Annotated in this window: 5 protein-coding genes, 1 tRNA gene and 1 pseudogene; 3 read left to right on the top strand and 4 right to left on the bottom strand. The window is 30.0% G+C overall.

The window, feature by feature from the left end:
• The coding region (locus ACIQ2I_RS08440) for a GIY-YIG nuclease family protein (RefSeq protein ID WP_396181976.1) at nt 1-200 on the bottom strand (200 nt) is incomplete at its 3' end.
• 45 nt (nt 201-245) lie between these two features.
• A tRNA-Pro gene (locus ACIQ2I_RS08435) sits at nt 246-320 on the bottom strand.
• A gap of 106 nt (nt 321-426) precedes the next feature.
• On the opposite strand from ACIQ2I_RS08435, the gene ACIQ2I_RS08430 reads away from it, so the two are divergent.
• Nucleotides 427-849: a hypothetical protein gene (locus ACIQ2I_RS08430; RefSeq protein ID WP_396181975.1), complete on the top strand. Its 423-nt coding sequence runs from the start codon at nt 427-429 to the stop codon at nt 847-849.
• Nucleotides 850-851: 2 nt separating this feature from the next.
• Nucleotides 852-1,145 (top strand): DUF721 domain-containing protein, encoded by a 294-nt coding sequence (locus ACIQ2I_RS08425; protein ID WP_396181974.1) that lies wholly within the window; start codon nt 852-854, stop codon nt 1,143-1,145.
• A 113-nt stretch (nt 1,146-1,258) separates the two neighbouring features.
• Here the strand turns inward: ACIQ2I_RS08425 and ACIQ2I_RS08420 are convergent, their stop codons facing one another.
• On the bottom strand, nt 1,259-1,678 hold the full coding sequence (locus tag ACIQ2I_RS08420; protein WP_396181973.1) for a nucleoside-diphosphate kinase: 420 nt from the start codon (nt 1,676-1,678) through the stop codon (nt 1,259-1,261).
• A gap of 73 nt (nt 1,679-1,751) precedes the next feature.
• Nucleotides 1,752-3,332, bottom strand: coding sequence for a bacillithiol biosynthesis cysteine-adding enzyme BshC (bshC, locus tag ACIQ2I_RS08415; protein WP_396181977.1), 1,581 nt, complete (start codon nt 3,330-3,332; stop codon nt 1,752-1,754).
• A gap of 71 nt (nt 3,333-3,403) precedes the next feature.
• Between bshC and ACIQ2I_RS08410 the strand changes: the two are divergent.
• A pseudogene (locus tag ACIQ2I_RS08410) lies at nt 3,404-3,915 on the top strand (radical SAM protein); the annotation flags it as partial.

Below are 3,915 nucleotides of genomic sequence, written 5' to 3'. Positions count from 1 at the left end.
TTCTTTATCTTCTTTTCCAGCAGGATTGCTTCGCTTCTAGTTTCGCACATAAAAATTTGTACAAGTTCCCAAGGAATGCCATATTTTGTGGACAAGGAAAATCCCGAATTATGTCGGTTTAATCGATTTTCAATATCTGAAGTTTGTCCGATATAGTATTTCGATTTCGATGAGCTAAATAAGATGTATACGTAAAACATGTTGAGTCAAATAAAAACGACTTCAATTTAGATTGAAGTCGTTTGTCGGGGTGGCAGGATTCGAACCTGCGGCCTCCTGCTCCCAAAGCAGGCGCGATAACCGGGCTACGCTACACCCCGTAAATGCGAGAGCAAATATAATCATTATTTTTAAACCTCAATATGATTTTCATTTTTTTATTGGATAAAATAATTTGTACATTTACAGCTCTAAAAGCTTCCACTAATGAAAAATTATTTTTATTTGTTTTTACTCATATTTACTTTGATTTCTTGTAACTCAAAACCATCTAAAGAATCAATTATAAAAATCAATGGTTATTGGGAAATTGAAAAAGTTGTTTTTCCTGACGGAAATAAAAAAGAATATCAAGTAAATGAATTTATTGATTATATTAATTTAAAAAATACAATTGGAACACGAAAAAAAGTAGCGCCGCAACTTGATGGTTCTTTTTTAAAAGGTACTTTACAAGATAAAATTAGAATAGTTGATAGTGTCAATTGTTATTTTTTGAAAACAAAATCTAAATTTACCAAATGGGAAGAAAAAGTAATTTCAGTTTCTGATGATGCGCTAGTTTTGGAAAATGAAACTAAAATTACATATTATTACAAGAAATTTATACCTTACAGTAAAAGAAATTAAAAATGAAACGATTTAATGATGATTTTTCTATTGGTGATGTAATGAAAGAGTTTATGAAATCAACAAAGCTTGAAGCGGGTTTAGATGTCATAAATGTTAAAGAAACTTGGTATAAAATGATGGGACCCGCATTTAAAAATTATACGGAACAAATTGAATTAAAAAGACAAACTTTATATGTGCAATTAAATTCTTCCGTTGTAAAGCAAGAATTGGAATACGGAAAATCTAAAATCTTAAAAATGCTAAACGAAGAATTAGGCAAAGATTTAATTAAAGAAATTGTTTTTAGATAAAAAAAAGGTGAAGGGTATAGGGTTTAGGGATGAAGGTTTAAAAAAAGGTGATTTGAAATTTCAAATCACCTTTTTTTTAATAATCACTAATTACTAGTCACTATTTACTATTTCTAGAACTGCTCTCTACCAGCAAAATGAAAAGCGCCTTCTATAGATGCATTTTCGTCTGAATCTGAACCGTGCACTGCATTTTCTCCAATTGAAGTTGCATATTTTTTACGGATAGTTCCATCAGCAGCATCCGCAGGATTTGTAGCCCCAATTAATACTCTGAAATCTTCTACTGCATTATCTTTTTCTAAAATTGCAGCAACAATTGGTCCACGAGTCATAAATTCAACTAATTCACCAAAGAAAGGTCTTTCTGAGTGTACCGCATAAAATTTCTGAGCATCCGCCAAAGTTAATTGCGTTAATTTCATAGAAACGATTCTGAAACCGCCATCTGTAATCATGTTTAAAATTCCACCGATGTGACCGTTTTCAACGCCATCAGGTTTAATCATTGTAAATGTTCTATTTGTAGCCATTTTTCTTATTTTTTTTGCAAAGGTACTATTTTATTCTAAACCGCAAAAAGGTTTTTAATAAATCAAAAGGGTTTTATATAGTAATTAACTTGAATTGTGTTTTTAAAGGATTAGATTGAGAAATAATTTCATTTACAAATTCCTCGGAATAAAAAGCGCTAAAATTCGATATCCGTTCTTGTAATTTTCCATTTGGAAACAGTTGATTTTGTATTTTGGTTATGCGATTTAATTTTTCAAAATGCACTTTTTTTTCAGCTCTTAACAAACGTTTTTCTAGGTTTTCTAATCCTTTTATTTGTTTTGCTTCTTGTGCTTTAACGGCACCAATAAAGGATTTATCTGTTTGTTCAGCTATTTTTAATAACTCAGAAAATTGTTTTCTTAAAGTTTCTTTTTGTTCTGAGAAATCGATTTTAATATTCGAAAATTCTATGGTTTTTTGGTTAAGTAATTCGTGTTCAGAAAGAAATAATTCTTCAAATGAAAGACCTAATTTATCTAACTTAGATTTTTGTTTTTCAGATGCAATAACAAACGAATTTCTTACCATTAAAATTGGAAATGTAACTTTTTGAGTCTCAAAATTATTTTTCAATTCCAACCAATACGCTATTTCACCGCCGCCACCAATATAAGCTAAATTTGGTAAAATAACTTCTTGATAAACCGGTCTTAAAATAACATTTGGACTAAATTTTTCTGGTGAGTTTTTGAGTTCTTCTAAAATTTCTGTTTCTGAAAATTCAATTTCAGTATTATTAACTTTATACATGTTTTTTTCAAAAATAATTCGTTCCCGTAAATTATCTTCAATATAAAACAAGTTGATTTCTCTTGGATTTACTTGAACTTCATATTCTTTTAATTGTGTAATTGTTTTCGAAACCTCTGCAAATGATTTCTGATTTATCAATTCGTCTTTGACGAAAGGTGCAAAAAGCGATTTTAAGTTTTTATCATCACCATCAATAATTACCAAACCTTCGGATGTAAATAATTCGTTGGCTAAAAAACGAGTAGCATCTGCTAACTTTGTGTGTTCTAAATAGGTGTTTTTAAATAATTCTTTTAGATAATCGTCTGTTTCACCAATACCTAATAAGTCAGAAAATTCCTTAAAAACAGTTTCTAGTCCTTCAGTAGATAATCTTCCAACAGGTCCGAAACTTTCTTTTTCCCATTTGAGGTTTTGATTTTTCAAATGAAAATGATTTATTTCTTCAAAATCATGATCCTCTGTCGCCATCCAATAAATAGGCACAAAATTATAATTTGAATATTTTTGTTTTAATTGTTTGCATAAATTAATTATAGAAGCAATTTTGTAGATAAAATAGGCAGGTCCTGAAAACAAATTTAATTGATGTCCGGTTGTAATGGTAAAAGTTTTCTCCGATTTTAGTAATTCAATATTAGTTTGAGTTGCTGCTGATATCGGAAATTTTTTATTTTGATTATTTAACGCTTCTGCTAAAATTAATCGATTTTCTATTTTGAAATTATTAGCTTTTTCCTCTATTTGAGCACCAAAATTTTCTATTCGTGGAAAACGATTATACAGCGCTTGTATTTCTGGTTTTTCATCTAAATAATCCACAATTAGTTTAGAAAAATAACCTGATTTTTGATACGAAATACAATCTTTTGGCATAATTTTTTTTACAAAAATAATCATTTTTCGTCATCTACAATTAATTTTTATCTTTGTAAAAACATTTCGCCTTGTCAGACATTCTTTTAATTACGCCACCATTTACCCAATTGAATACGCCTTATCCTGCAACGGCTTATATCAAGGGGTTTCTAAACACCAAAAATATCACCGCTTTTCAAATGGATTTAGGTATCGAAGTGATATTAGAATTGTTTTCAAAAAAGGGTTTAAGTGACTTAATTCCTGACGGTGAAATTGCCCATTTTTCTGAAAACTCGCAAAGAATTTTTTCGCTTTGGAATGACTACATCAATACAATCGATGCTGTAATTGCTTTTCTTCAAGGTAATAATACAACATTAGCAAGGCAAATTTGTAGTAGAAATTTTTTACCAGAAGCGTCGCGTTTCAATCAATTAGACGATTTGGAATGGGCTTTTGGAAACATGGGTATGCAAGACAAAGCGAAACATTTAGCCACACTGTATTTGGAAGATATTTCTGATTTCATTGTGGAATGTGTAGATGAAAATTTCGGATTTAGTCGCTATGCAGAACGATTGGGTAGAAGTGCCAATTC

It is taken from the genome of Flavobacterium sp. (assembly GCF_044368995.1).
Taxonomy (GTDB): domain Bacteria; phylum Bacteroidota; class Bacteroidia; order Flavobacteriales; family Flavobacteriaceae; genus Flavobacterium.
The sequence above is the reverse complement of the archived record's forward strand: the minus strand, read 5'-3'. Positions and strand labels throughout refer to the sequence as shown.

Bases quoted from the DNA above. Each gene is read 5' to 3' on its own strand.
- ACIQ2I_RS08430 (WP_396181975.1), top strand. From the start codon at position 427: ATGAAAAATTATTTTTATTTGTTTTTACTCATATTTACTTTGATTTCT.
- ACIQ2I_RS08425 (WP_396181974.1), top strand. From the start codon at position 852: ATGAAACGATTTAATGATGATTTTTCTATTGGTGATGTAATGAAAGAG.
- ACIQ2I_RS08420 (WP_396181973.1), bottom strand. From the start codon at position 1,678: ATGGCTACAAATAGAACATTTACAATGATTAAACCTGATGGCGTTGAA.
- bshC (WP_396181977.1), bottom strand. From the start codon at position 3,332: ATGCCAAAAGATTGTATTTCGTATCAAAAATCAGGTTATTTTTCTAAA.